The sequence below is a fragment of the Variovorax beijingensis genome, assembly GCF_007828835.1.
GTDB classification, from domain to species: domain Bacteria; phylum Pseudomonadota; class Gammaproteobacteria; order Burkholderiales; family Burkholderiaceae_C; genus Variovorax; species Variovorax beijingensis_A.
This window is the reverse complement of record NZ_VIVL01000002.1, coordinates 878,216-903,825: the sequence shown is the minus strand read 5'-3', so window position 1 is coordinate 903,825 and position 25,610 is coordinate 878,216. Positions and strand designations below refer to the sequence as shown.

Here is a 25,610-nt window from a genome sequence, read left to right as displayed (position 1 = left end):
TTGCGCGTGAAGAACGGGCCGTGCGCGCCGCTCAGGTTCATGAGCATGCTGTCGTGGCCTGCGACGGGCACCACGCGCATGGCGGTGACGACGGGCGCGCCGGAGATGGGAGAAGCGGAGTCTGGAAGTGTCATTTTTTGCGCGGACCCTGGAAGAAAAGTGCGGCTAGATCCGCACGGCCTGGCGGGCCAGCATCTTCCACTCGCCGCCCTGCTTTTGCCAGATGCCGAGGATCTTGAGCGCCACCTTGCCGGGCTTGCCCGAATCGTTGGTGTCGGCCGCGAGCGTGTGGCGCACGATCGCAACGTCGCCCGCCACCTTGATGGTCTGGTCGGTGATCGCGATGCTCACGAAGTCCGACTTGCCGGCCACCAGGTCGCCGATGAAGCTGGCCTTGGTGTCGACCTTGCCGCTCGAATGGCCGTAGCTCAGGTCGTCGGCCACCAGCACGCCAAGGGCGGCGGGCGTGGGGTCGATCATCGCAAGGCGCAGCCGCTCGGCGGCCGCGGCCACGGCCGGCTCGGCCGAAGCGCCGCCGCCCGCGGGCGCCATCGCACAGCCCGAGAACAGAAGGGCCGATGCGGCCATGAGGAAGAACTTCTTGATGGACATGCGTTGTCTCCGTTGTTGTTTGTTGTCGTCGTTCCCGGCTCGGCCGCTTACTGCGGGCCGAGCGCGTCGATCAGCACCTTGAGCTGTTCCATCTCGGCGGGCTTGAGGTCGGTGAGCGGTGCGCGCACCGGGCCGGCGTCGTGGCCGACGATCTTCGCGCCGGCCTTGACGATGCTCACCGCATAGCCCGGCACGCGGTTGCGCAGTTCCAGGTAGGGCATGAAGAAGTTCTTCAGCAGGCGGTGCTGCGTGGGCAGGTCGTCGGCGGCAACGGCCTGGTAGAAATCCATCGCGGTCTTCGGGATGAAGTTGAAGACAGCCGACGAATACACCGGCGTGCCCAGCGCCTTGTAGGCCGCGGCATAGACCTCGGCCGTGGGCAGCCCGCCCAGGTAGGCGAAGCGGTCGCCCATCTTCTGGTAGATGGCCACCATGGCCTCGATGTCGCCCACGCCGTCCTTGAAGCCCACGAGGTTCGGGTTGCGCTCGGCCAGCGCGGCCAGCGTCTCGGGCTTGAGGCGGCTGGTGGCGCGGTTGTAGACGATCACGCCGAACTTCACGCTCTTGCACACGGCTTCGACGTGCGCGGCCAGGCCTTCCTGGCCAGCTTCGGTCAGGTAGTGCGGCAGCAGCAGGATGCCGTGCGCGCCGGCCTTCTCGGCCGCCTGCGCGCACTGGATCGCAAAGCGCGTGGGGCCGCCGGCGCCCGCAATGATGGGCACCACGCCGCGGCAGGTGTCGACCGCGGTCTGGATGATGCCGGGGTACTCGTCGCCGGTCAGCGAGAAGAACTCGCCGGTGCCGCCGGCCGCGAACAGCGCGCTCGCGCCGTAGGGAGCGAGCCATTCGAGACGCTGCTCGTAGCCCTTCTTGTTGAAGTCCCCGTTCGCGTCGAAGTCGGTCAACGGGAACGAGAGCAGGCCGGAGCCCATGATGGATTTGAGTTCTTGAGGGTTCATCGAGACACCAATGAGAGTGAGTTGAAAATGGATCCTGGGGCGCTTAGTCGAGTTTGATGCCCGCGTCGGCCACCACCTTGGCCCAGCGCGCGCGTTCCTTGCCGAAGAACTGCTCTTCCTCGGCCGGCGCCATGGTCACGACCTCGGCGCCCTGGCCTGCGAGGCGCGAGCGGATGTCGGCTGAGCGGATGACGGTGATCAGTTCCTTGTTGAGGCGCTGCACGATGGCGTCGGGCGTGCCCTTGGCCACCCGCACGCCTTGCCAGGTGCCCGACTCGAAGCCGGCCACGCCCTGCTCCGCGATGGTGGGCACTTCGCCGATCAGCGGCATGCGCGTCGCTTTCGAGACGCCGAGCACCTTGAGCTTGCCGCTCTGCACATGAGGCAGGGTGGCGAGCATGCCGTTCATCAGGATCTGCGTCTGGCCCGCCACCGTGTCCTGCACCGCCTGCACGCCGCCCTTGTAGGGCACGTACTGCCAGCGCGCCCCGCTCGCGCGCTCGAGCGCCACGCCGGCCAGGTGCGGCGCGCTGCCGGTGGCGGTCACGGCAAAATTGATTTCCGACTTCTTCGACAGCGCGACCAGTTCCTTCAGGTTGTTGGCCTGGACCGACGGGTGCACCACCAGCAGATGCGGCGAATAGGCCAGCATGGTCACGCCGCGCAAGTCCTTGGAAGGATCGAAAGGCAGCCGCGTGTAGACCGAGGGGCTGATGGCGAGCGCGCCGACGTCGCACAGCAGCAGCGTGTAGCCGTCGGGCTTGGACTTGGCGACGAAATCGGCGCCGAGGTTGCCGTTGGCGCCCGGCTTGTTCTCGACGATGACCGGCTGGCCGAGCGCCTCCGACAACTGCTGGCTGATGGAGCGGGCAATGATGTCGGACGAACCGCCCGGCGGGTACGGTACCACGATGCGCACGGGCTTGGACGGCCAGTTGTCGGCAGCATGCACGCCACCGGCCGCAAGCACGCCGCCGCCGAGGGCGCCAAGCATCAGATCACGTCGTTTCAAGCTCATTCCAAGTCTCCTGCTGAGTTGTGTTGTCAGTCATCGTACAACTAGGAATGACACTTGTCCAGCATCTGCCCGAAATTTCTTCTCAGGAAGCCGCTGGCGGCGTCTTGGCCGCGGCCTGCTGGGCCGCTTCCTGCGCCACGCGCAGCCGTTCGCGGCTGTTGGTCAGGTGGATGCGCATGGCCGCCCGGGCCGACTCGGGATCGCGGCGGGCGATGGCCGCGTAGATTTCTTCGTGCTCGCGGTTCACGCGGCTCAGGTACTCGCCGCGCCGGTCGTAGTTGCGGATGGCGGTGATGCGCGTGCGCGGAATGATCGTGGTGCCCAGATGGCTCATGATGTCCGCGAAGTACGGGTTGCCGGTGGCCTGGGCGATCTGCAGGTGGAAGCGGAAATCCGGCGCCACGGTGTCCCCCGCCACCGCCACGTTGCGCTCGAAATCGTCGAGCGCCTGGCGCATCGCGAGCAGCTGCTCCTCGGTGCGGCGCGTGGCGGCCAGCCCGGCGGATTCGGTTTCGAGGCTGATGCGCAGCTCGAGCACCGCCAGCACGTCCACCGAGGTGGCGATGTCGGCGGAATCGAGCCGGAACATGCCGGCCGCGCGCGGCTGCAGCACGAAGGTGCCGACGCCATGGTGCGTTTCCACCAGCCCGGCGGCCTGCAGCTTGGACAGCGCCTCGCGCACCACGGTGCGGCTGACGCCGAAGGATTGCATGATGGCCGACTCGGTCGGCAGCTTGTCGCCCGGGCGCAGCTGCTGGCTGCGGATCTTCTCGCCCAGGTCCTCCACCAGCCCGTGGGCGAGCCCCCGCGCCCGCGGCCGCGGGCGCCCCACGAAGGGCGTGCCGGCGGCAACTTCTGTCGCCGCGTCGGAAATTGAGGGATTACCCGCAGTCGTCTGGACCATGGTCACGATAATAATCCCGCATTAGTTGTACGACAACAGATAACTTATCAGGCCAGCAAAAATGTCGACGTCCCATCAAGCCCCCCACCCCCCGCTCCACCGGATTCTGCTGACCGGCGCCGCCGGCGGACTGGGCAAGGTCCTGCGCGAACGCCTGCACCCCTATGCCCGGATCCTGCGCCTGTCCGACATTGCCGCCCTCTCCCCTTCCGAGGGTGCGCACGAAGAAGTCGTCCCCTGCGATCTTTCGGACAAGGCCGCGGTCCACGCGCTGGTCGAGGGCTGCAGCGCCATCGTGCACCTGGGCGGCGTTTCGGTCGAGCGCCCGTTCGAGGAAATTCTCGAGGCCAACATCAAGGGCGTCTTCAACGTCTACGAAGCCGCGCGCCGCCACGGCGTGAAGCGCGTGGTGTTCGCCAGCTCCAACCATGTGATCGGCTTCTACAAGCAGACCGAGCACATCGACGCCCATGCCCCGCGCCGGCCCGACGGCTACTACGGCCTGTCGAAGTCCTTCGGCGAGGACATGGCGCAGTTCTATTTCGACCGCTGGGGCATCGAGACGGTGAGCATCCGCATCGGCTCGTCCTTCCCCGAGCCGCTCAACCGCCGCATGATGAGCACCTGGCTCAGCTACCGCGACCTGACCACGCTGATCGAGAAATCGCTCTTCACGCCCGACGTGAAGCACACGGTGGTCTACGGCATGTCCAACAACCGCGACGTCTGGTGGGACAACAGCGCGGCCGCCCACCTGGGCTTCGTGCCGCAGGACAGCTCCGAGGTGTTCCGCGACAAGGTCGAGGCGCAGCCACCCGTGGCGCCGACCGATCCCAACGCCATCTATCAGGGCGGCGCGTTCACGGCGCAGGGACCCTTCGGCGATGCAGGCTGAGCTCGTCCTCGATGCGCGCAACGGCACCGGCGAAAGCCCGGTGTGGCATGCCGCGGAACAGGCGCTCTACTGGGTCGACATTCCGGCGCGCGCGCTGAACCGCTGGCATGCGAGCGAAGGCCATGCCCGTTGGCATGCGGATGAAATGATTGCCTGCATCGCGCCACGCGCCGATGCGCCCGGCGCCTGGATCGCCGGCATGGAAAGCGGCCTCTTCTCGCTCGCGCCGCAGGCCGGCGGCACGCTGGCCGCCACCGCGCTCGCCCCCGTGGCGCACGCCATGCCCGCGATGCGCTTCAACGATGGCCGCTGCGACCGCCAAGGCCGCTTCTGGGCCGGCACGATGCTGCAGGACATGGCCGCCGGCGCACGCGTCGGCCGGCTCTACAGCTACGCCAGGGGCAGCGCCGCAGCCGCCATGCGCCTGGACGATTTCATCGTGCCCAACGGGCTTGCCTTCAGCCCCGACGGCCGCACGATGTACCTCTCGGATTCGCATCCCGCGGTGCAGGCCATCTGGGCCTTCGACTACGACACCGACGCCGGCACGCCGCACAACCGCCGCCTGTTCGCCGACATGACGCCGCTGCCCGGCCGCCCCGACGGCGCGGCAATCGACGCCGACGGCTGCTACTGGATCTGCGGCAACGACGCCGGCCTGGTGCACCGCTTCACGCCCGATGGCAGGCTCGACCGCTCGCTCGAGGTGCCGGTGAAGAAGCCCGCGATGTGCGCCTTCGGAGGCCCGGCGCTCGACACGCTTTTCGTCACCTCGATCCGGCCCGGCGGCATCGACCTGTCGGACCAGCCCCTGGCCGGCGGCGTGTTCGCGCTGCGCCCCGGCGTGGCGGGCGTTCCCGAGCCGGCGTTCGGCGGCTGACTTTTTTCTTCTTTCCTTTTTACGACAACCACCAAGCAGAGGACGAGACAATGAAACTCCACAAGACCCTGATCGCACTTGCCGTGGGCGCCGCAGCCGCGCTCACCACACTGGCTGCCAGCGCCACCGAGTTCCGCTCGGCCGACATTCATCCCGACGACTACCCGACCGTGACCGCGGTCAAGTTCATGAGCGAGCGGCTCAAGGCGCTCTCGGGCGGCAAGCACAGCATCAAGGTGTTCAACAACAGCTCGCTCGGTAGCGAAAAGGACACCATCGAGCAGACCAAGATCGGCGCGCTGCAGATGGTGCGCGTGAACATCGCCCCGATGAACAACATCTGCGCCGAGACGCAGGTGCCCACCATGCCCTTCCTGTTCCGCTCGGTCGACCACCTGCACAAGGTGCTCGACGGCCCGATCGGCGAGGAGATCCTGAAGTCGTGCGAGAAGCAGGGCTTCGTCGGCCTCGCCTACTACGACAGCGGCGCGCGCTCGATGTTCACGGCCAAGAAGCCGGTGCGCAGCTTTGCCGACATGAAGGGCCTGAAGGTGCGCGTGCAGCAGTCCGACCTGTGGGTGTCGATGCTCGAAGCCATGGGTGCCAACGCCACGCCGATGCCCATGGGCGAGGTCTACACGGGCCTGAAGACCGGCCTGATCGACGCCGCCGAAAACAACTACCCGACCTATGAAAGCGCCCGCGCCTTCGAAGTGGCCAAGTACTACAGCAAGACCGAGCACTCGATGGCGCCCGAGATGCTGCTGTTCTCCAAGCGCGTGTGGGACAAGCTCTCGGCCGAGGAGCAGGGCTGGATCCGCCAGGCCGCGAAGGAGTCGGTGCCCTACATGCGCAAGCAGTGGGAAGAGCGCGAGATCAAGTCGCTCGCCACGGTGAAGGCCGGTGGCGCCGAGATCATCGAGGTCGACAAGGCGCCGTTCCAGGCCGCGATGAAGCCGGTGTACGACAAGTTCATCACGGACGCGAAGCTCAAGGACCTCGTCAAGCGCGTGCAGGACACGAAGTAAGCAAATCCATCTGCTGATTGGCTCCTTCCCCTTCCGGGGAAGGTTGGGATGGGGGCACGACGGCACTGACATAGAGATGCTGCTTGCCCCCACCCCTGCCCTCCCCCGGAAGGGGAGGGAGAAAGACAAAGAAGAACTTTCATGTACACCAAACTTTGCCGCACCCTCGCCCGTGCCTGCATGTGGTTAGGCATCCTCGGGCTCGTCGCGGTGATCTGCGCCGTGAGCTGGCAGGTGTTCGGCCGCTATGTGCTCAACAACACCCCCACCTGGGCTGAAAGCCTGGCGCTGCTGCTGGTGCTCTACGTCACGATGTTCGGCGTCGCCGTCGGCGTGCGCGACGCGGGCCACATCGGCCTCGAATCCTTTCTCGTGCTCGCGCCCGACTGGCTGCGGCTGAAGATGGAATACCTGATCCACGCGCTGATCCTGCTGTTCGGCCTGGCCATGGCCTGGAATTGCGCCTCCCTTGCCGAATCGGTGTGGGACTACCGGCTGCCCACGCTCTGGATCTCCGAGGGCTGGAAATACGTGCCCGCCTCGGCGGCCGGCGTCCTCATCGTGATGTTCTCCATCGAACACATCATCGCGCTCGCCCAAGGCCGCGAAGTCGAACCCGCCTGGGGATAACCAATGCACACCCCCAGGCTTCGCGCACTTCGTGTCGCTTCTCCACCCCCCTTGCAGGGGGCAATGCCTGCGGCCCGGCAAAGCCGGTTCCGCGGCATTCCCCGAACAGTCCATTGCGCCCCCACCACCGGCGAGGCGGCCAGATCATGACCATTCCTCTGTTGATTCTTTGCCTCTCGTTCACGCTCTTCCTGCTGCTGGGCGTGCCGGTCGCCTTCTCGATCGGCCTCTCGGCCCTGTCCACGCTGCTGTATGAAGGCCTGCCGCTGGAGGTCGGCTTCCAGCAGATGACCTCGGGCATGGGCATCTTCTCGTTCCTTGCGATTCCGTTCTTCATCTTTGCCGGCGAGCTGATGCTCTACGGCGGCATCGCGGACCGCATCGTCAACTTCGCGCGCAACCTCGTGGGCCACGTGCGCGGCGGGCTCGGCATGTCGAACGTGGTGGCCTGCACGCTGTTCGGCGGCGTCTCGGGCTCGCCCGTGGCGGACGTCTCGGCCATGGGCGCCGTGATGATCCCGATGATGAAGAAGGAGGGCTACCACGCCGACTACGCCGTCAACGTGACGACCCATGCGGCCCTCGTCGGCGCGCTGATGCCGACCAGCCACAACCTGATCATCTATTCGCTCGCGGCGGGCGGCAAGGTGTCGATCGCGGCACTGATCCTGGCGGCGCTGCTGCCGGCGGCGGTGCTCACCCTCAGCAACCTCGCGGCCGCCTACCTGGTGGCGGTGAAGCGCGGCTATCCGGCCGGCAGCTTCCCGGGCTGGGCCATCGTGGCGCGCTCGTTCGCGGCGGCGCTGCCGGGCCTGTTCATCGTGGTGCTGATCCTCGGCGGTATCCTGTCGGGCATCTTCACGGCAACGGAGTCGGCGGCCGTGGCGGTGCTCTATGCGCTGGCGCTCACCATCTTCGTCTACCGCACGCTGAAGTGGGAGCACTTCGTGAAGGCGGCCTCGAAAGCAGTGCGCACCACCGGCGTGATCCTGCTGCTGATCGGCATCTCGAGCACCTTCGGCTACCTGATCAGCCTGTATGGCGTGGCCGAGCTCACGGGCCAGATGCTGTCGCAGATCACGAGCACGCCGTGGGTGATCTTCCTGCTCATCAACATCATCCTGTTCGTGCTGGGCACCTTCCTCGACATGGCGGCAACGATCCTGCTGTGCACGCCGATCTTCCTGCCGATCGCACAGCACTACGGCATGAGCTCGGTGCAGTTCGGCATCGTGATGCTGATCAACTGTGCGCTCGGCCTGAACACGCCGCCGGTGGGCACCACGCAGTTCGTGGGCTGTGCGATCGGCGGCGTGTCGGTGGGCACGGTGATGAAGACCATCTGGCCGTTCTACGGCGCGCTGATCTTCGCGCTGGCGGTGGTCACCTTCGTGCCGGCGTTCTCGACCTGGCTGCCGAGCATGTTCATGGTGGTGAAGTAACAGCAGCCAAGACAGAGGTTCCGCGATGACCGATCCGAACACCCGAGCACCGCTCTTCATCCGCATGCACGCGGCGGACAACGTCGCCATCGTGGCCAACGACGGCGGCCTGCCCGCCGGCACCGTGCTCGCGTCCGGCCTCGTGCTGGTCGACAAGGTGCCGCAGGCACACAAGGTGGCGCTGGAAGACATTCCCGAAGGCGGCGTGGTGCGGCGCTACAACGTGCCGATCGGCTATGCCCTGAAGCCGATCCCGGCCGGCAGCTGGGTGCACGAGCGCCTGCTGCAGATGCCCGCCGCGCGCGAGCTCGAAGGCCTGCCGATCGCCACCGTGCGGCCGCCCGCGCAGCCGCCGCTGGAGGGCTATACCTTCGAGGGCTACCGCAACCTCGACGGGTCGGTGGGCACGCGCAACATCCTCGCCATCACGCAGACCGTGCAGTGCGTGGCGGGCGTGGTCGATTTCGCGGTGCAGCGCATCAAGGCCGAGCTGCTGCCCAAGTACCCCCACGTCGACGACGTGGTGGGCCTGTCGCACAGCTACGGCTGCGGCGTGGCCATCGATGCGCCCGATGCCGTCATTCCGATCCGCACGCTGCGCAACATCAGCCTCAACCCGAACTTCGGCGGCGAAGTGATGGTCATCAGCCTGGGCTGCGAGAAGCTGCAGCCCGAGCGCCTGCTGCCGCCGGGCAGCATCGCGCTGGTGGACGAGCGCAATGTGGCCGACGTGGGCGAGACGGCCAATGCCAAGCTCGACGTGGTGTGCCTGCAGGACGACGCGCACGTCGGCTTCATGTCGATGATCGACTCGATCATGCGGCAGGCCGAGGAGCATCTGGAGCGGCTCAACGCCCGCCGGCGCGAAACCGTGCCGGCCAGCGAGCTGGTGGTGGGCGTGCAGTGCGGCGGCAGCGACGCGTTTTCGGGCGTCACGGCCAATCCGGCCGTGGGCTTCTGCACCGACCTGCTGGTGCGCGCCGGCGCCACCGTGATGTTCTCGGAAGTGACCGAGGTGCGCGACGGCATCGACCAGCTCACCTCGCGCGCCACCACCCCCGAGGTGGCCGAGGCCATGATCCGCGAGATGGCCTGGTACGACGCCTACCTGGACCGCGGCCGCGTCGACCGCAGCGCCAACACCACGCCCGGCAACAAGAAGGGCGGGCTCTCGAACATCGTGGAGAAGGCCATGGGCTCGATCGTCAAGAGCGGCAGCGCGCCGATCTCCGGCGTGGTCTCGCCGGGCGAGAAGGCCAGGCAGAAGGGCCTGCTCTATGCCGCCACGCCTGCCAGCGACTTCATCTGCGGCACGCTGCAGCTGGCCGCCGGCATGAACCTGCACGTGTTCACCACCGGCCGCGGCACGCCCTACGGCCTGGCCGAAGTGCCGGTGATCAAGGTGGCCACGCGCAGCGACCTGGCGCGGCGCTGGCACGACCTGATGGACGTGAACGCGGGCCGCATCGCCGACGGCGACGCCACCATCGAGGACATCGGCTGGGAGCTGTTCCGCCTGATGCTCGACGTGGCCAGCGGCCGCAGGAAGACCTGGGCCGAACAGTGGAAGCTGCACAACGCGCTGGTGCTGTTCAACCCGGCACCCGTGACCTGAACCCACCGACCTCGAAAGGAACATCCATGGAAGACCTCAAGGGCAAGACAGCGCTGGTTACCGGCGCCAGCACCGGCATCGGCGCCGCCGTGGCCATTGCGTTCGCGGCGCGCGGCATGCGCGTGGCGGTGCACTACAACAGCTCGGCCGACGCCGCCAACCAGGTCGTCGAGACCATCCGCAAGGCCGGCGGCGACGCCTTTGCACTGCAGGCCGACGTGCGCGACACCGCCGCGATCCGCGAATGCGTCAAGCAGGCGGCGGCGCGCTTCGGCCGCATCGACGTGCTGGTGAACAACGCCGGCAGCCTGGTCAAGCGCGTGCCCATCGCCGAGTTCGACGATGCGCTGTTCGACGAGGTGATGCACATCAACGCACGCTCGGTGCTCGCGTTTGCGCGCGAGGTGGTGCCGCTGATGCGCACCCAGGGCGGCGGCAACATCATCAACGTGACCTCGGTCGCGGCGCGCACCGGCGGCGGGCCGGGCGCCTACCTGTACGCGGGCTCCAAGGGCTTCGTGAGCACGGCCACGCACGGACTCGCGAGGGAGCTCGTCGGCGACAGCATCCGCGTCAACGCGGTGGCGCCCGGCGTGATCCAGACGCCGTTCCAGGACCGCTTCTCGACGCCCGCAATGCTCGAATCGTTCCGCACTGCCATTCCCATGGGCCGCATCGGCACACCCGACGAATGCGTGGGCGCCTTCCTCTACCTGGCTTCGGAACAGCTTTCGGGCTACGTGACGGGCCAGGTGATCGAAGTGAATGGCGGGCAGTACATGCCCTGACGCGGCAGAGCGCGCTTTTTCGAGACACGGGAATCAGATCAATAACGGAGACAACAACTGATGAAGAGAAGCAGATTCCTTGGCGGCCTCGCCACCCTTTCGGCCGCGTGCGCCCTTTCGCTCGGGTTCGCCGCGCCTGCCGCGGCGCAGGCGGGCGACTTTCCGAACCGCACGATCGAGCTGCTGGTGCCCTACCAGCCGGGCGGCGGCACCGACGGCCTGGCGCGCGCCTTCTCCGAGGCCAGCCGCAAGCACATCTCGCAGAGCATCGTGATCGTCAACCGCCCGGGCGCGGGCGGCGCCATCGGCTGGACCGAGGTGATCAACGCCAAGCCCGACGGCTACAAGCTCGCGGTGCTCACGGTGGAACTGCTGACGCTGCCGCACCTGGGCCTGGCCAAGTTCAACTACGACGACTTCCAGCCCATCGCGCAGCTCAACGCCGACCCGGCCGCCATCACCGTCAAGGCCGATGCGCCGTGGAACACGATCGAGGAATTCCTGGCGGCGGCAAGGAAGTCGCCCGAGGGCGTGCGCGTCGGCAACTCGGGCAACGGCTCGATCTGGCACCTGGCGGCCGCAGCGCTCGAAGACAAGACCGGCACCAGGTTCGGCCATATCCCGTTCCAGGGTGCGGCGCCCGCGGTGCTGGCGCTGCTGGGCGGACACATCGAGGCCGTGGCGGTAAGCCCGGCCGAAGTCACGACGCATGTGCAGTCCGGCAAGCTCAAGGTGCTGATGGTCATGGCCGACAAGCGCGTGAAGGGCTTCGACAAGGTGCCTACCGCCAAGGAGCGCGGCATCGACCTGTCGATCGGCACCTGGCGCGGCCTCGGCGCCCCCAAGAACACGCCGCCCGAAGTGATGGCCAAGCTGCGCGAGATCACGGCCAAGACGGCCGCCGAGCCGCTCATGCATGAAGTGATGGACCGGCAGAACCTCGGCTACGTCTACACGGACGGCGCAGTGTTCAAGGAAACCCTGGCCAAGGACAACGCCTACTTCAAGGCGCTGATCGCCAAACTCAACATCAAGCCATGAACCGCCGCACTCCCATCCTTCGCGCGCTTCAGGGCGCGGCTGCGCTGCTGTCCGTTGCCGCCATGGGCCACGCCTGGGCCGCCACCTGGGTCTACGTGTCCAACGCCGACAGCCAGGAGATCTCGGTGCTCGAGCTGGATCGCGCGGAAGGCGTGCTCAAGCCGGTGCAGACGCTCAACGTCGGCGGCACGGTGATGCCGATGGCCGTGAGCCACGACAAGCGCGTGCTCTACGCCGCACTGCGCTCGCAGCCGTTCCGCGTGGTCAGCATGTCGATCGACGCGGCCACCGGCAAGCTGCAGAAGCTCGGCGAGGCGCCGCTGGCCGACAGCATGGCCAACATCGACCTCGACGCGAGCGGCAAGTGGCTCTTCGCGGCTTCCTACCAGGGCGGCAAGATTTCGGTCAACGCCATCGGCAAGGACGGCGCGGTGGGCCCGATCCAGCAGCTGGTCCAGACCGGGCCGAACGCGCATGCGGTGCACGCCGATGCGGGCAACCGCTTCGTGCTTGCCACCAGCCTGGGCGGCGACCACGTGTCGAGCTGGCGCTTCGATGCGGACAAAGGGCTGCTGTCGGCCAACGATCCGCCGCTGACCATGGGCACCGCCAAGTCGGGGCCGCGCCACTTCGTCTGGGACAAGGCGCAGCGGCACGTCTACCTGCTGAACGAGCTCGACGCGTCCCTGCAGGTGTACGCATGGGACGCGGCGCGCGGCACGCTCAAGCTGGAGCAGAGCACCACCACGCTGCCGCCGGGCTTCACGGGCAAGCCCTGGGCGGCCGACCTGCACCTGTCGCCCGACGGGCGCTTCCTGTACGCCTCGGAGCGCACCTCGAGCACGCTCTCGGCGTTCAGGGTGGACGCGGCGAGCGGCCAGCTGCAGCCGCTGGGCCAGACGCCGACCGAGAAAGGGCCGCGCGGCTTCGCGATCGATTCCAGCGGCCGCTACCTGATTGCCGCCGGGCAGGAGTCGCACGGCGTTTCGCTGTACCCCATCGATTCCGCGACCGGTGCGCTGGGCAAGCCTTCGCGCATCGCCGCGGGCAAGAACCCGAACTGGATCGAAATCGTCGACGCACCGTGACGCGACGACGGCCATCAACATCATCAAAGGAGATATCGCCATGCAACGCCGCACATTGATCCGCACCGCCCTCGCCTCTTCGCTCGCCGCGGGCCTGCCCGCGTTCGCGCAGGGCCCCGGCAACTGGCCCACGGGCAAGGCCATCACCTACCTCGTGCCCTTTCCCGCGGGCGGCACGACCGACGTGCTGGCCCGCCTGATCGGCCAGAAGCTCGGTCCGGTGCTGGGCACGAGCGTGATCATCGACAACAAGGGCGGCGCCGGCGGCAGCGTGGGCTCGGAAATCGGCTCGCGCGCAGCACCCGACGGCTTCACGATGGTGGGCGGCACGATCAGTTCGCACGCCATCAACGTGAGCCTGTATCCGAAGCTCGGCTACGACCCGCAGAAGTCGTTTGCCCCGGTGACGCTGATCGGCACCAACCCGCTGGTGCTGGTGGTCAACCAGGCCAGCCCCTACAAGACGCTGAAGGACGTGCTGGAAGCCAGCAAGACCAAGTCGGGCGGGCTCTCGTCAGCCTCGGCCGGCACCGGGACCTCGCAGCACCTGTCGCTCGAACTGCTGGCGTTCAAGTCGGGCGTGAAGTTCACGCACATTCCGTACAAGGGCAGCGGCCCGGCGATCCAGGACGTAATCGGCGGCCAGGTCGACATGATGTTCGACACCACGGTGGTGGCGGGTCCGCACATCCAGAGCGGCAAGCTGCGCGCCATTGCCGTGACCTCGGCCAAGCGCCTGGCCTCGATGCCCGACGTGCCGACGGTTGCGGAGTCCGGCATCGCGGGCCTGCAGGACTTCGAGGTGCTGTCGTGGCAGGCGATCTTCGTGCCCGCGGGCACGCCGGCGCCCATCGTCGAGCGGCTGCACACCGAGATCCGCAAGATCCTCGCCACGCCCGAGATGCAGGAAAAGCTCAAGGGCTTCGGCATGGAGCCCGCCGACCTCGGCACGGCAAAGATCGCGGCCTTCCAGAAGGCCGAGGTCGAGAAGTGGGCGCAGGTGATCAAGGCCGCGGGCATCAAGGCCGACTGACGCCGGCCGGGGCGCCCGCAAGGCGCGTCCCGGACACGGGAAACGGCGCGCCGGATACAAGGGAAGCCTCCTACTTCCGGGCCGCCGGGCGCTTTATAGAATGCCCCTCCGATTCGCACTCCAGGCATTCCACGCCTCCCACACGTGTCCGACCGCTCTGCCGTACTGCCCCAATACCTGTTCCCCAAGCAGGCCCTGACGAACTTCGCCGGCTGGGTCGCGGGCAAGGAACGCGGCGCCGTCACCACCTGGATCATCCGGCGCTTCGTTGCCAAGTACGGCGTCGACATGGACGAGGCGCTCGAATCCGACATCAACCACTACAAGAGCTTCAACCAGTTCTTCACGCGCGCGCTCAAGCCCGGCGTGCGGCCGCTCGCGCAGGCCGACCTCGTGTGCCCGGTGGACGGCGCGATCAGCCAGTTCGGCGCCATCGAGGGCGACCAGATCTTCCAGGCCAAGGGCCACAACTACAGCACCACCGCGCTGGTCGGCGGCGACGCGGTGCTCGCGGCGCGCTTCGCGCACGGCAGCTTCGCCACGCTGTACCTGAGCCCGAAGGACTACCACCGCATCCACATGCCGTGCGACGGGCGCCTGGTGCGCATGATCCACGTGCCCGGCGACCTGTTCTCGGTCAACCCGGTCACCGCGCGCGGCGTGCCCGGGCTGTTCGCGCGCAACGAGCGCGTGGTGTGCGTCTTCGAATCTGCGCATGGCCCCTTCGTGCTGGTGCTGGTGGGCGCCACCATCGTCGGCAGCATGGCCACCGTGTGGCACGGCGTGGTCAATCCGCCGCGCGGCGGCGAGCTGCGCGAATGGCACTACGCCGACCAGCAGATCGTGCTCGGGCAGGGCGAGGAGATGGGCCGCTTCCTGCTCGGCTCCACTGTCGTCATGCTGTTCCCGCCCCCCCCGCTGGCCTTCAACCCCGACTGGGCGCCCACCCGGCCGGTCCGGCTGGGCGAAGCCATGGCCAATTTCGCGAATTTGTGAAGCTTTGTCTCAGGGCCCGCATGCAGCATGCACCCGTAGCTATAAAACTAGTAGCATCGTGATCCTTGCGCTATAGTCGCCCGCCAACGCGCGGTCCTGTAGCGAGCCAACAAGAACGCGAGGCACCGGCCCTGCCCAGGACCGATGGCCCGCCCAGCCCCGAGGAGATGATGTCGATGAGTACCAAGGAAAACGCAGCCGTCAGCCAGCTGCTTGCGCTTCTCGAGGCCCGCTACGCACTTCGCGTGCTCTGGGCGCTGCGCGACGGCCATGCCCAGACCTTCCGGCTGCTGCAGGACAGCGTCGGCAGCATCACCCCCAACACGCTCAACACCCGCATCAAGGAACTGCGCGAGGCCGGCCTCGTGAGCCACGGCGGCGACGGCTACAGCCTCACGGTGAGCGGACAGGACCTCCTGAAGCGGCTCTCGGACCTTCAGGCCTTCGCGGGCAAGTGGCAGCTGGGCCAGGTCAAGAAGGCCGCGGCACCGGCGGCGCCCACGCCCGCGGCACCTTCGTCGTCTTCGCCTTCGGCGCCTTCTTCTTCCTCCTCCCCGGGCGCACCGCCCTCTGCCCCGCCTGCGGCGCCGTCCCCGCCTTCCTCCGTCCCGCCTCTTGACACCGGCAATTGAGCAGGCCGGCGGGGCCGCTGCCGGGCGTCGGTAAACTCCGCGCCTTCGGTCCGTTTATCCATCCACCTTCCATCCTCCCATTGACGCAAGGAGCGTTCAACATGCCTACCACTCCCTCCGGCCTGCAATACGAAGACACCACCGTGGGCGACGGCGCAGAAGCCAAGGCCGGCCAGCACGTGCACGTGCACTACACCGGCTGGCTCTACAACGACGGCGTGCAAGGCGCCAAGTTCGACTCGAGCCGCGACCGCAACGACCCGTTCGCGTTCTCGCTGGGCGCCGGCCAGGTCATCAAGGGCTGGGACGAAGGCGTTGCCGGCATGAAGATCGGCGGCAAGCGCACGCTGATCATTCCGGCTTCGCTGGGCTACGGCGCGCGCGGCGCGGGCGGCGTGATCCCGCCGAACGCCACGCTGAAGTTCGACGTCGAACTGCTCGACGCGCACTGAGATCGCCCCCCCGGGGGCCGCGCGCACGGCGTGCCGCGGCACCCTTGCGTCGGCGCCTTTGTTCCCGTTGCGGCCTCCCGGCCGCATTTTTTCGCTTGAAAAGCCCCTGACCAGCCCCAAGTGGCTGGCTATCGTTTGTTTCCCGGCCCCCGCCGGTTCTTTGAAAAATGTCTGACCCGCAACAATCCGCACAGAATTCGCAAATGCTGCAAGGCGAGCCAAGCCCCGAAGAACTGGAAGCCGCACAGGCTGCCAACGAAGCGGAGGCGCAGGACGCGCTGGCCGCGGCCCAGGGCGAACTCGCTGCCCTGCAGGCCAGGAACGCCGAACTGTCCGACCAGTACCTGCGCGCCCAGGCCGACGTCCAGAACGCCCGCCGCCGCGCCGACGACGAAATCACCAAGGCGCGCAAGTTCGCGGTCGAAGCCTTTGCCGAGAGCCTGCTGCCGGTGACCGACAGCCTCGAAGCCGGCCTGGCCATCAAGGACGCCACGCCCGAACAGATCCGCGAAGGCGCCGAAGCCACGCTGCGCCAGCTCAAGAGCGCGCTCGAACGCAACAAGGTGATCGAGGTGGCCCCCGCTCCCGGCGCCAGGTTCGACCCGCACCAGCACCAGGCCATCTCGGTGGTGCCCGCTCCCGAGCAGGAGCCCAACACCGTGGTGACCGTGCTCCAGAAGGGCTACACCATCAACGACCGCGTGCTGCGCCCGGCGCTGGTCACGGTCAGCGCCCCCAAGTAAGCGGCGCGGCACACACGATTCCCACAGGAAATCCCCGCTTCATACCTTGAATCGCGCCGGGTTATCCACAAGTTCATAACAACATATTTTTCAGGCTTTCAGGAGTAAGAACATGGCAAAGATCATCGGCATCGACCTCGGCACCACCAACTCGTGCGTGTCGATCATGGAAGGCAACACCACGCGTGTGATCGAGAACTCGGAAGGTGCGCGCACCACGCCGTCGATCGTGGCCTACCAGGAAGACGGCGAAGTGCTGGTCGGTGCCTCGGCCAAGCGCCAGGCCGTGACCAATCCCAAGAACACGCTGTACGCGATCAAGCGCCTGATCGGCCGCAAGTTCGAGGAGAAGGAAGTCCAGAAGGACATCGACCTGATGCCCTATACCATCGCGAAGGCCGACAACGGCGACGCGTGGGTGGAAGTGCGCGGCAAGAAGATCGCGCCCCAGCAAGTCAGCGCCGACATCCTGCGCAAGATGAAGAAGACCGCCGAAGACTATCTCGGCGAGCCCGTGACCGAAGCCGTGATCACGGTGCCGGCCTACTTCAACGACGCGCAGCGCCAGGCCACCAAGGACGCCGGCCGCATCGCGGGCCTGGACGTCAAGCGCATCATCAACGAGCCTACCGCTGCTGCCCTGGCCTTCGGCCTCGACAAGCAGGACAAGGCCGACCGCAAGATCGCCGTGTATGACCTCGGCGGCGGCACCTTCGACATCTCGATCATCGAGATCGCGGACGTCGACGGCGAGAAGCAGTTCGAAGTGCTGTCGACCAACGGCGACACCTTCCTGGGCGGCGAAGACTTCGACCAGCGCATCATCGACTACATCATTGCCGAGTTCAAGAAAGAGCAAGGCGTGGACCTGGGCAAGGACGTGCTCGCGCTGCAACGCCTGAAGGAAGCGGCCGAAAAGGCCAAGATCGAGCTGTCGAACAGCGCGCAGACCGACATCAACCTGCCCTACATCACGGCCGATGCCTCGGGTCCGAAGCACCTGAACATCAAGCTCACGCGCGCCAAGCTCGAAAGCCTGGTCGACGAGCTGGTCGAGCGCACCATCGCGCCCTGCCGCCTGGCCATCAAGGACGCCGGCATCAGCGTGTCGGACATCAACGACGTGATCCTGGTCGGCGGCATGACCCGCATGCCCAAGGTGCAGGAAAAGGTGAAGGCCTTCTTCGGCAAGGAGCCGCGCAAGGACGTGAACCCCGATGAAGCCGTGGCCGTCGGCGCCGCCATCCAGGGCCAGGTGCTCTCGGGCGACCGCAAGGACGTGCTGCTGCTGGACGTGACCCCGCTGTCGCTGGGCATCGAGACCATGGGCGGCGTGATGACCAAGATGATCACGAAGAACACCACGATCCCGACGAAGTTCGCGCAGACCTTCTCCACCGCCGAGGACAACCAGCCGGCCGTGACCATCAAGGTGTTCCAGGGCGAGCGCGAGATCGCCTCGGGCAACAAGCTGCTGGGCGAATTCAACCTCGAAGGCATTCCGCCGGCAGCGCGCGGCACGCCGCAGATCGAGGTGAGCTTCGACATCGACGCCAACGGCATCCTGCACGTGGGCGCCAAGGACAAGGGCACCGGCAAGGAAAACAAGATCACCATCAAGGCGAACTCGGGCCTGTCGGAAGACGAGATCCAGAAGATGGTGAAGGACGCCGAGCTCAACGCGGCCGAGGACAAGAAGAAGGTCGAGCTGGCGCAGGCCCGCAACCAGGGTGAAGCCATGGTGCACAGCGTGAAGAAGTCGCTCGGCGAGCACGGCGCGAGCCTGGACGCCGGCGAGAAGGAAAAGATCGAAGCCGCGATCAAGGACCTGGAAGAAGTCCTCAAGGGCGAGGACAAGGCCTCGATCGAGGAAAAGACCAACACGCTGATGACCGCGAGCCAGAAGCTCGGCGAGAAGATGTACGCCGATGCGCAGGCCGCGGCCGGCGCCGCCGGCGGCCCGGGTGCCGCTGCTGCTGGCCCGGAAGCTGCAAGCGCACCGGCCGACGACAACGTGGTCGACGCCGAGGTCAAGGAAGTCAAGAAGGGCTGATCCTCAGTCCTTCGAACGAGGCTGGACCACCTGACCGGGTGTTCCAGCCTTTCTCGCTTCAAGTTACGGCTTCCCGCCAGCCCCGACCGAACCAGCCATGGCCACAAAACGCGACTACTACGAGACCCTCGGCGTTCCCAAGAACGCGAGCGAGGAGGAAATCAAGAAGGCTTATCGCAAGCTTGCGATGAAGCACCACCCGGACCGCAACCACGGCGACACCACCAAGGACGCCGAGTCCAAGTTCAAGGAGGTCAAGGAAGCCTACGAAATGCTGTCGGACGCGCAGAAACGCGCGGCCTACGACCAGTACGGCCACGCCGGCGTCGACCCCAACATGCGCGGCGGCCCGGGTGCCGAAGGCTTCGGCGGCTTTGCGGAGGCCTTTGGCGACATCTTCGGCGACGTGTTCGGCGGCGCGCGCGGGCGCACCAGCGGCGGGCGCCAGGTGTTCCGCGGCAGCGACCTGAGCTATGCGATGGAAGTCACGCTGGAAGAAGCGGCCGAGGGCAAGGAAGCGCAGATCCGCATCCCCAGTTGGGACGACTGCGGCACCTGCAAGGGCACCGGCGCCAAGCCCGGCACCAAGCCCATCACCTGCACCACCTGCCACGGCGCCGGCGCCGTGCAGATGCGCCAGGGCTTCTTCAGCGTGCAGCAGACCTGCCCCACCTGCCACGGCAGCGGCAAGATCATTCCCGAGCCCTGCACCGTGTGCCATGGCCAGGGCAAGATCAAGAACAACAAGACGCTCGAGGTCAAGATCCCGGCCGGCATCGACGACGGCATGCGCATCCGCAGCACCGGCAACGGCGAACCGGGCACCAACGGCGGGCCGCCCGGCGATCTCTACATCGAGATCCGCCTCAAGAAGCACGAACTGTTCGAGCGCGACGGTGACGACCTGCACTGCGTGGTGCCCGTGAGCATGACCACCGCGGCACTCGGCGGAGAGATCAGCGTGCCCACGCTCAAGGGCGCCGCCGCCATCGACATTCCCGACGGCACCCAGAGCGGCAAGCAGTTCCGCCTGCGCGGCAAGGGCATCAAGGGCGTGCGCTCCAGCTATCCGGGTGACCTGTACTGCCACGTGCGCGTCGAAACCCCGGTCAAGCTCACCGAGCACCAGCGCAAGCTGCTCAAGGAGCTCGACGAATCGCTCAAGAAGGGCGGCGACAAGCACAGCCCGACCGACAAGGGCTGGTTCGACAAGGCCAAGGAATTCTTCAGCTGAAGAAGAGGCGCCGGCATGCAGCAAGGCGCACTTCGCTGCGCCCTGCCTCGACCTCCGGCCGGCGCCATCCTGAGGCCCGGCGCTGCCGATTCCCCTGTCTTTTCAAGTAGTTGGAAAGCGCGGCACGGACTCGCGCCGATGCCGCGCCGCTTCGCGCACGCGAACGGTGCCTGCCGACCTCGTTCGGTGCCGCGCACCATGACGACGCCGCCCCGGAACCTCGCCGACCACGCCTTGGCGCGCTTTCCCACGCCCACATGCGCGACATGCCCATCAAAAGATGGCGCGGGGATTGCTTTTATATATTTTTCGATTGAGCAATAAACCTAAACGCGACCCGGCGCGTTATTGGTCTGTAACCGCTTTGAGCAACCGGGAGCTCATTAGGAGGTGCTTTCGCCGGAAAAGATGCAATGACTGCATATGCCGATCGCCATAGGTATTTTCACTGGGCGGCAGGGTGGCGCTGAGTTCGATAGCCCGAACCCTGAAATTTAGCTGGAATTGCCAAATGCTGCGGGTTTTTCTCAGGAACTTTACTCGGCACTGTGGTTCTGATTTAACAAAGAATTTTCCGGGTGCACTCTTTGCTTTATGCTGTTTGTGCAGATGGAGATTAAGGGAGTTTCGATGGCTTGCAGCCATGGGCGGTACACCTTTAAAAAGTTGCTACGCGTTGCGGCTGCCGGCTTCGGGCCAATAAACCCGCAGACCTGATGGAGGCGTGACCATGGATGTGATCAGCAACTTTGCCGCCCGTTACGAGCGCACCCGCGAGGAAGTCCTCTCGCTGCAGGACTTCCTGGATATCTGCAAACGCGATCCCACCGCGTATGCCACCGCGTCCGAGCGGATGCTCAAGGCCATCGGCGAACCCGAGCTGGTCGACACGCGCAACGATTCCCGGCTTTCGCGAATCTTCGCGAACAAGGTCATCAAGATCTACCCGGCGTTCAAGGAGTTCTACGGCATGGAGGACGCCATCGAGCAGGTGGTGTCGTACTTCAGGCATGCCGCCCAGGGCCTGGAGGAAAAGAAGCAGATCCTCTATCTGCTCGGCCCCGTCGGCGGCGGCAAGAGCTCGATCGCCGAGCGTCTGAAGCAGCTCATGGAGCATGTACCCTTCTATGCCATCCAGGGTTCGCCGGTCAACGAAACGCCGCTGGGCCTCTTCGACGCCGCCGAAGACGGCGAGATCCTCGAGAAGGAATACGGCATCCCGCGGCGCTACCTGAACCGCATCCTCTCGCCCTGGGCCGTGAAGCGGCTCGAGGAGTACGGCGGCGACATCCGCCAGTTCAAGGTGGTCAAGCGCTACCCGTCGGTGCTGCGCCAGATCGCCGTGGCCAAGACCGAGCCCGGCGACGAGAACAACCAGGACATCTCCTCGCTGGTCGGCAAGATCGACATCCGCAAGCTCGAGACCTACGCCCAGGACGACCCCGATGCCTACGCCTATTCGGGGGGCCTGTGCCTGGCCAACCAGGGCCTGCTGGAGTTCGTGGAAATGTTCAAGGCGCCCATCAAGGTGCTGCATCCGCTGCTCACGGCCACCCAGGAAAGCAACTTCAAGGGCACCGAGGGCTTCGGCGCCATTCCATTCGACGGCATCGTGCTGGCGCACAGCAACGAGAGCGAATGGAAGGCCTTCCGCAACAACAAGAACAACGAGGCTTTCCTCGACCGCATCTACATCGTCAAGGTGCCCTACTGCCTGCGCGCCTCCGAGGAGATCAAGATCTACGAGAAGCTGGTGCGCAACTCGTCGCTCGCCAAGGCGCCGTGCGCCCCCGGAACGCTTCGCATGATGGCCCAGTTCTCGGTGCTCACCCGGCTGAAGGAGCCCGAGAACTCCAGCATCTACAGCAAGATGCAGGTCTACGACGGCGAGAACCTCAAGGACACCGACCCCAAGGCCAAGTCGATCCAGGAATACCGCGACTATGCCGGCGTCGACGAAGGCATGAGCGGCGTCTCGACCCGCTTCGCGTTCAAGATCATCTCGAAGGTGTTCAACTTCGACAGCTCCGAGGTGGCGGCCAACCCGGTGCACCTGATGTACGTGCTCGAGCAGCAGATCGAGCGCGAGCAGTTTCCGCCGGAAACCGAGCAGAAGTACATCAGCTACATCAAGGAGCTGCTGGCGCCGCGCTATGCCGAGTTCATCGGCAAGGAAATCCAGACCGCCTACCTGGAGAGCTACAGCGAGTACGGCCAGAACATCTTCGACCGCTACGTCACCTATGCCGACTACTGGATCCAGGACCAGGAGTTCCGCGACGTAGACACCGGCGAAGTGTTCGACCGCGCCTCGCTCAACGCCGAACTCGAGAAGATCGAGCGGCCCGCGGGCATCGGCAACCCGAAGGACTTCCGCAATGAGATCGTCAACTTCGTGCTGCGCGCGCGTGCCGGCAACGCCGGCCGCAACCCGGCGTGGACCAGCTACGAGAAGCTGCGCGCGGTGATCGAGAAGAAGATGTTCTCCAACACCGAGGAACTCCTGCCGGTGATCAGCTTCAACACCAAGAGCAGCGCCGACGAACAGAAGAAGCACGAGGACTTCGTGACCCGCATGGTCGAGAAAGGCTATACGGCCAAGCAGGTCCGCCTGCTCTGCGAGTGGTACCTGCGCGTGCGCAAGAGTTCATAGCGGGCAGTTCACAGCGGCGGGGCCCCAAAGGCTTCGCCCCCTTTTTGCAAGGAGCTTTGACAACATCGTGGCCATCCTGCAGCAGATCATCGACCGCCGGCTTTCGGGCAAGAACAAGTCCATTGGCAACCGCGAGCGCTTCCTCAGGCGCTACCGAGGGCAGATCCAGGAGGCCGTGCGGCGCGCGGTCAGCGGGCGCAACATCCGCGAACTGGAGCAAGGCGAAGATGTCACCCTGCCGCGCCACGATGTGTCCGAACCCGTCTTCGGCCATGCGCGCGGCGGCGACCGCGAATACGTGCACCCGGGCAACCAGGAATACCTGAAGGGCGACCGCATTGCGCGTCCCGAGGGACAGGCCGGCGGCGGCTCGGGAAGCGGCGAAGCCGGAGATGGCGGTGAGGGCGAGGACGACTTCGTCTTCCGCCTCACGCGCGAAGAGTTCATGCGCGTGTTCTTCGACGACCTGGCGCTGCCGCACCTCGTTCGCACCCAGATCGCCGAAGTCCCCGAATGGAAGAGCCACCGCGCCGGCTTCACGAGCGACGGCTCGCCCAACAACCTGCACGTGGTGCGCTCGATGCGCGGCGCCCTGGCGCGGCGCATCGCGCTGGGCGGCGAGCCGCGCAAGGAGCTGCGCCGCCTGGAGGCGCACCTGCTGCACCTGCGCGGGCACCCGCAGGCCGAGCAGCCTTTCATCCAGAAGGAAATCCTGGAGACCGAGGAGCGGATCGCCGAGTTGCGCCGCACGTCGCGCCACGTGCCCTACATCGATCCGATCGACCTGCGCTACCGCAACCGCGTGAAGACGCCCGTTCCCAGCGCCAAGGCCGTGATGTTCTGCCTGATGGACGTGTCGGGCTCGATGGACGAGGCGCGCAAGGACATGGCCAAGCGCTTCTTCATGCTGCTGTACATGTTCCTCACGCGCCATTACGAAACCATCGACCTCGTGTTCCTGCGCCACCACACGCAGGCGCAGGAAGTCACCGAGGAAGAGTTCTTCCATGCCACCGAAACCGGCGGCACCGTGGTGTCGAGCGCGCTGGTGCTGATGGACGAGATCATCAAGGCGCGCTACCCGAGCGGCGAATGGAACGTCTACGGCGCGCAGGCGAGCGACGGCGACAACTGGCACCAGGACAGCGGGCGCTGCCGCGAGCTGCTGGTCGACCACATCCTGCCGGTGGTGCGCTACTACGCCTATGTGCAGGTGGCCGAGACCGAGCAGAACCTGTGGCAGGAATACGCGCAGCTCGAAGGCATCGAGCCCAATTTTGCGATGCGCAAGGTATCGGACGCACGGGACATCTATCCCGTCTTCCGCGACCTCTTCAAGAAGGAGGGAGTGCCCGCATGACCTCCGACCACCCTCCCCTCGAGCGCGGCACCGAGCGCCTGGAGCGCCTGCCCAGTCCGTCGGACTGGACCTTCGATCTCATCGAGACCTACCACGCCGAGATCGCGAAGACGGCCAGGAGCTTCGGCCTGGACGTGTACCCGAACCAGCTCGAGGTGATCACCGCCGAGCAGATGATGGATGCCTATGCCAGCGTCGGCATGCCCATGATCTACCGCCACTGGTCCTACGGCAAGCAGTTCATCGCCACCGAGAAGAACTACCGCCGCGGCCACATGGGGCTGGCCTACGAGATCGTCATCAACTCGGACCCCTGCATTGCCTACCTGATGGAAGAGAACACCATGGCCATGCAGGCCCTGGTGATCGCGCATGCGGCCTATGGCCACAACAGCTTCTTCAAGGGCAACTACCTGTTCCGGATGTGGACCGATGCGTCCTCGATCATCGACTACCTCGTCTATGCGCGGCACTACATCGCCGAATGCGAGGAACGCCACGGACTCGACGCAGTGGAGCAGTTGCTCGACTCCTGCCACGCGCTGATGAACTACGGCGTCGACCGCTATCGCCGTCCGCAGAAGCGTTCGCTGGCGCAGGAGAGTACGCAGCGCGCCGAACGCGAGCGCCACATGCAGCAGCAGGTCAACGACCTCTGGCGCACCCTGCCGCGCAAGAGCGAACACACGGCCGAATCCGACTCGTCGCGCCGCTTCCCCTCGGAACCGCAGGAAAACCTGCTCTACTTCATCGAGAAGAATGCCGCGCTGCTCGAGCCCTGGCAGCGCGAGGTGGTGCGCATCGTGCGCAAGATCGCGCAGTATTTCTATCCGCAGCGCCAGACCCAGGTCATGAACGAGGGCTGGGCCACGTTCTGGCACTACACCCTGCTGAACACCATGTACGACCGCGGCCAGCTCGCCGACGGCTTCATGATGGAATGGCTCAGCTCGCACACCGGCGTGATCTTCCAGCCGCCCGTCGGGCATCGCGCCTACAGCGGCATCAATCCCTATGCGCTGGGCTTCTCGATGTTCACCGAGCTGCGGCGCATCTGCGAGAAGCCTACCGAGGAAGACCGCCGCTGGTTCCCTGACTTTGCGGGCACCGACTGGGTCAAGACGCTCGACTACGCGATGCGCAACTTCAAGGACGAGAGCTTTGTCGGCCAGTTCCTGAGCCCCAAGACCATGCGCGATTTCAGGCTGTTCGCGATCCGCGACCACCAGAGCGAACCCGAACTGGAGGTGTCCGCCATCCACGACGACAGCGGCTACCACGCGCTGCGCGAATCGCTGTCACGCCAGTACGACATCGGCAGCAGGGAGCCCGACATCCAGGTGTGGAACGTCAACATGCGCGGCGACCGCGCCCTGACGCTGCGCCACACGCAGCGCAACAACCTGCCGCTGCACGATGATGCCGAAGAGGTGCTCAAGCACGTCGCACGGCTGTGGGGCTTCGATGTGCACCTGGAAAGCGTCGACGCCCAAGGCCACATCAGCCGCAGCTGGAAGGCCGCCGCGCCGCGGCAAACCGACTGACCGGCAGCGC

23 protein-coding genes are annotated in these 25,610 nt (G+C 66.1%); 19 read left to right on the top strand and 4 right to left on the bottom strand.

The features are described from left to right. Positions 1-165 precede the first annotated feature (165 nt). From FB547_RS10645 to FB547_RS10630, 4 genes are all read right to left on the bottom strand, one after another. Entirely contained in the window at positions 166-612 is a 447-nt protein-coding gene (locus FB547_RS10645) for a nuclear transport factor 2 family protein (protein WP_145741966.1), read from the bottom strand. A gap of 47 nt (positions 613-659) precedes the next feature. Continuing rightward, complete coding sequence (gene kdgD / locus FB547_RS10640; RefSeq protein ID WP_145741964.1) at positions 660-1,571, bottom strand: 5-dehydro-4-deoxyglucarate dehydratase; 912 nt, start codon at positions 1,569-1,571, stop codon at positions 660-662. A 43-nt stretch (positions 1,572-1,614) separates the two neighbouring features. Continuing rightward, positions 1,615-2,589 (bottom strand): Bug family tripartite tricarboxylate transporter substrate binding protein, encoded by a 975-nt coding sequence (locus FB547_RS10635; protein WP_145741962.1) that lies wholly within the window; start codon positions 2,587-2,589, stop codon positions 1,615-1,617. An 82-nt stretch (positions 2,590-2,671) separates the two neighbouring features. Beyond that, on the bottom strand, positions 2,672-3,493 hold the full coding sequence (locus tag FB547_RS10630) for a FadR/GntR family transcriptional regulator (protein WP_145741960.1): 822 nt from the start codon (positions 3,491-3,493) through the stop codon (positions 2,672-2,674). Between the two features lie 61 nt (positions 3,494-3,554). Here FB547_RS10630 and FB547_RS10625 point away from each other — a divergent pair, with 61 nt between their 5' ends. From FB547_RS10625 to FB547_RS10530, 19 genes are all read left to right on the top strand, one after another. Continuing rightward, complete coding sequence (locus FB547_RS10625; protein ID WP_145741958.1) at positions 3,555-4,388, top strand: NAD-dependent epimerase/dehydratase family protein; 834 nt, start codon at positions 3,555-3,557, stop codon at positions 4,386-4,388. After that, entirely contained in the window at positions 4,378-5,268 is an 891-nt protein-coding gene (locus tag FB547_RS10620; RefSeq protein ID WP_145741956.1) for an SMP-30/gluconolactonase/LRE family protein, read from the top strand. Before FB547_RS10625 ends, FB547_RS10620 begins: the two co-directional genes overlap by 11 nt. Before the next feature lie 50 nt (positions 5,269-5,318). Further along, the gene (locus tag FB547_RS10615) at positions 5,319-6,296 is read left to right on the top strand and encodes a TRAP transporter substrate-binding protein (RefSeq protein WP_145741954.1); all 978 of its coding nucleotides are present in this window, start codon (positions 5,319-5,321) and stop codon (positions 6,294-6,296) included. 141 nt (positions 6,297-6,437) lie between these two features. Beyond that, positions 6,438-6,926, top strand: a complete 489-nt coding sequence (locus tag FB547_RS10610) for a TRAP transporter small permease (RefSeq protein ID WP_145741952.1) — start codon at positions 6,438-6,440, stop codon at positions 6,924-6,926. 146 nt (positions 6,927-7,072) lie between these two features. Further along, a complete protein-coding gene (locus FB547_RS10600) occupies positions 7,073-8,368 on the top strand; it encodes a TRAP transporter large permease (protein WP_145741950.1) in 1,296 nt (431 codons plus the stop codon). Between the two features lie 25 nt (positions 8,369-8,393). Beyond that, positions 8,394-9,983, top strand: a complete 1,590-nt coding sequence (gene garD, locus FB547_RS10595) for a galactarate dehydratase (protein ID WP_145741948.1) — start codon at positions 8,394-8,396, stop codon at positions 9,981-9,983. A gap of 26 nt (positions 9,984-10,009) precedes the next feature. Then, entirely contained in the window at positions 10,010-10,771 is a 762-nt protein-coding gene (locus FB547_RS10590) for an SDR family NAD(P)-dependent oxidoreductase (RefSeq protein WP_145741947.1), read from the top strand. A gap of 60 nt (positions 10,772-10,831) precedes the next feature. Then, complete coding sequence (locus FB547_RS10585) at positions 10,832-11,812, top strand: Bug family tripartite tricarboxylate transporter substrate binding protein (protein WP_145741946.1); 981 nt, start codon at positions 10,832-10,834, stop codon at positions 11,810-11,812. Then, positions 11,809-12,900, top strand: coding sequence for a lactonase family protein (locus tag FB547_RS10580; RefSeq protein WP_145741942.1), 1,092 nt, complete (start codon positions 11,809-11,811; stop codon positions 12,898-12,900). Before FB547_RS10585 ends, FB547_RS10580 begins: the two co-directional genes overlap by 4 nt. Positions 12,901-12,940: 40 nt before the next feature. Then, a complete protein-coding gene (locus FB547_RS10575; RefSeq protein ID WP_145741940.1) occupies positions 12,941-13,933 on the top strand; it encodes a Bug family tripartite tricarboxylate transporter substrate binding protein in 993 nt (330 codons plus the stop codon). 144 nt (positions 13,934-14,077) lie between these two features. Further along, complete coding sequence (gene asd / locus FB547_RS10570; RefSeq protein WP_145741938.1) at positions 14,078-14,929, top strand: archaetidylserine decarboxylase; 852 nt, start codon at positions 14,078-14,080, stop codon at positions 14,927-14,929. A 176-nt stretch (positions 14,930-15,105) separates the two neighbouring features. Further along, complete coding sequence (locus tag FB547_RS10565) at positions 15,106-15,561, top strand: winged helix-turn-helix transcriptional regulator (RefSeq protein ID WP_025569773.1); 456 nt, start codon at positions 15,106-15,108, stop codon at positions 15,559-15,561. Between the two features lie 101 nt (positions 15,562-15,662). Beyond that, positions 15,663-16,013 carry an FKBP-type peptidyl-prolyl cis-trans isomerase gene (locus FB547_RS10560; protein ID WP_012746856.1) on the top strand — a complete coding sequence of 117 codons (351 nt, stop codon included), beginning with the start codon at positions 15,663-15,665 and terminating at the stop codon, positions 16,011-16,013. 167 nt (positions 16,014-16,180) lie between these two features. Continuing rightward, positions 16,181-16,756, top strand: a complete 576-nt coding sequence (gene grpE, locus FB547_RS10555; RefSeq protein WP_025569775.1) for a nucleotide exchange factor GrpE — start codon at positions 16,181-16,183, stop codon at positions 16,754-16,756. A gap of 112 nt (positions 16,757-16,868) precedes the next feature. Next, positions 16,869-18,809, top strand: coding sequence for a molecular chaperone DnaK (gene dnaK / locus FB547_RS10550; protein WP_145741936.1), 1,941 nt, complete (start codon positions 16,869-16,871; stop codon positions 18,807-18,809). A gap of 97 nt (positions 18,810-18,906) precedes the next feature. After that, positions 18,907-20,043, top strand: coding sequence for a molecular chaperone DnaJ (gene dnaJ, locus FB547_RS10545; protein WP_145741934.1), 1,137 nt, complete (start codon positions 18,907-18,909; stop codon positions 20,041-20,043). Between the two features lie 730 nt (positions 20,044-20,773). Beyond that, positions 20,774-22,696: a PrkA family serine protein kinase gene (locus FB547_RS10540; RefSeq protein WP_145741932.1), complete on the top strand. Its 1,923-nt coding sequence runs from the start codon at positions 20,774-20,776 to the stop codon at positions 22,694-22,696. 67 nt (positions 22,697-22,763) lie between these two features. Then, positions 22,764-24,056 carry a YeaH/YhbH family protein gene (locus FB547_RS10535; RefSeq protein WP_145741930.1) on the top strand — a complete coding sequence of 431 codons (1,293 nt, stop codon included), beginning with the start codon at positions 22,764-22,766 and terminating at the stop codon, positions 24,054-24,056. After that, the gene (locus FB547_RS10530; RefSeq protein ID WP_145741928.1) at positions 24,053-25,600 is read left to right on the top strand and encodes a SpoVR family protein; all 1,548 of its coding nucleotides are present in this window, start codon (positions 24,053-24,055) and stop codon (positions 25,598-25,600) included. Before FB547_RS10535 ends, FB547_RS10530 begins: the two co-directional genes overlap by 4 nt. Positions 25,601-25,610: the final 10 nt, after the last annotated feature.

Coding starts and splice junctions, on each gene's coding strand:
- FB547_RS10560 (WP_012746856.1), top strand. CDS start 15,663: ATGCCTACCACTCCCTCCGGCCTGCAATACGAAGACACCACCGTGGGC.
- FB547_RS10620 (WP_145741956.1), top strand. CDS start 4,378: ATGCAGGCTGAGCTCGTCCTCGATGCGCGCAACGGCACCGGCGAAAGC.
- FB547_RS10585 (WP_145741946.1), top strand. CDS start 10,832: ATGAAGAGAAGCAGATTCCTTGGCGGCCTCGCCACCCTTTCGGCCGCG.
- FB547_RS10645 (WP_145741966.1), bottom strand. CDS start 612: ATGTCCATCAAGAAGTTCTTCCTCATGGCCGCATCGGCCCTTCTGTTC.
- dnaJ (WP_145741934.1), top strand. CDS start 18,907: ATGGCCACAAAACGCGACTACTACGAGACCCTCGGCGTTCCCAAGAAC.
- FB547_RS10540 (WP_145741932.1), top strand. CDS start 20,774: ATGGATGTGATCAGCAACTTTGCCGCCCGTTACGAGCGCACCCGCGAG.
- FB547_RS10575 (WP_145741940.1), top strand. CDS start 12,941: ATGCAACGCCGCACATTGATCCGCACCGCCCTCGCCTCTTCGCTCGCC.
- FB547_RS10630 (WP_145741960.1), bottom strand. CDS start 3,493: ATGGTCCAGACGACTGCGGGTAATCCCTCAATTTCCGACGCGGCGACA.
- grpE (WP_025569775.1), top strand. CDS start 16,181: ATGTCTGACCCGCAACAATCCGCACAGAATTCGCAAATGCTGCAAGGC.
- dnaK (WP_145741936.1), top strand. CDS start 16,869: ATGGCAAAGATCATCGGCATCGACCTCGGCACCACCAACTCGTGCGTG.
- garD (WP_145741948.1), top strand. CDS start 8,394: ATGACCGATCCGAACACCCGAGCACCGCTCTTCATCCGCATGCACGCG.
- FB547_RS10580 (WP_145741942.1), top strand. CDS start 11,809: ATGAACCGCCGCACTCCCATCCTTCGCGCGCTTCAGGGCGCGGCTGCG.
- FB547_RS10610 (WP_145741952.1), top strand. CDS start 6,438: ATGTACACCAAACTTTGCCGCACCCTCGCCCGTGCCTGCATGTGGTTA.
- FB547_RS10635 (WP_145741962.1), bottom strand. CDS start 2,589: ATGAGCTTGAAACGACGTGATCTGATGCTTGGCGCCCTCGGCGGCGGC.
- FB547_RS10530 (WP_145741928.1), top strand. CDS start 24,053: ATGACCTCCGACCACCCTCCCCTCGAGCGCGGCACCGAGCGCCTGGAG.
- FB547_RS10600 (WP_145741950.1), top strand. CDS start 7,073: ATGACCATTCCTCTGTTGATTCTTTGCCTCTCGTTCACGCTCTTCCTG.
- FB547_RS10565 (WP_025569773.1), top strand. CDS start 15,106: ATGAGTACCAAGGAAAACGCAGCCGTCAGCCAGCTGCTTGCGCTTCTC.
- kdgD (WP_145741964.1), bottom strand. CDS start 1,571: ATGAACCCTCAAGAACTCAAATCCATCATGGGCTCCGGCCTGCTCTCG.
- FB547_RS10625 (WP_145741958.1), top strand. CDS start 3,555: ATGTCGACGTCCCATCAAGCCCCCCACCCCCCGCTCCACCGGATTCTG.
- FB547_RS10615 (WP_145741954.1), top strand. CDS start 5,319: ATGAAACTCCACAAGACCCTGATCGCACTTGCCGTGGGCGCCGCAGCC.
- FB547_RS10590 (WP_145741947.1), top strand. CDS start 10,010: ATGGAAGACCTCAAGGGCAAGACAGCGCTGGTTACCGGCGCCAGCACC.